Raw genomic sequence first — 796 nt, forward strand, 5'->3', positions numbered from 1 at the left:
GACCGATACCACATTTAAGACCTGTCCTGCCACCACACCATCATCGAATGACACCCCATCACGACACCGTTTGCCGCAACCTCCTCCACGACAAAAGCAACGGCGGTACTTTGTGGCAACAGCTCGGAATATGCAGCAAACCCTACTGCAAACGATACGGCGGCATACGGACCTAAGGCCAAATGCACGATCGCGTCGGCATGGAAAACGTCCCTCCATGGTTGAGCAAAAATTCCGTATTGGTGATGGGTAGGCTAATACCCTTGATGACAAAGATCAGAAAAGCGAAGACCTTTGCAAAAATCCCCCAAATTTCTAAATGTCTGGGTAGGACTTTAGGAATTTGGGGGAATTTTTAAAGGTATTAGGCCGTCTGAAACTGCGTTATAGAAAGTTTCAGACGGCCTTGGTGGGATTCTTTGGATTTGAAAATAAAAAAAGACTTGAATCATCAAGTCTCACATTTCATTTTCACTAGATAAAAAAATATCAAGAATGGCGGAAGCGGTGAGATTCGAACTCACGGAGGGCTATCAACCCTCGACGGTTTTCAAGACCGTTGCATTAAACCGCTCTGCCACGCTTCCGTTCTTGAAGCCGTAATATTAATGGAACTTACGGCCTTTGCCAAGTGGTATTTTAGGGAAAATATCTAGTATTTTGTTTTTATTTAGATTGTTCTTCACGCATGAATACCCATTCGGCTTCGTTTGAAGCTGCTTCATTAAATGAATAGCCCTCGTAGTCGAAATTTTTGAGCATTTCAGGCTCGGTAATGCCGTGTTCTGCCGCGTAG

The 796-nt window shown here is 44.5% G+C and carries 1 tRNA gene and 2 pseudogenes; 1 reads left to right on the forward strand and 2 read right to left on the reverse strand.

The features are described 5' to 3' along the window. A pseudogene (locus ACTHUM_RS16060) lies at positions 1-250 on the forward strand (hypothetical protein); the annotation flags it as partial. Between the two features lie 246 nt (positions 251-496). Here ACTHUM_RS16060 and ACTHUM_RS16065 read toward each other — a convergent pair. Then, a tRNA-Ser gene (locus ACTHUM_RS16065) sits at positions 497-587 on the reverse strand. 79 nt (positions 588-666) lie between these two features. Next, positions 667-796, reverse strand: a pseudogene (locus ACTHUM_RS16070) (peroxide stress protein YaaA); the annotation flags it as partial.

This window comes from Neisseria sp. P0021.S006, assembly GCF_051956895.1.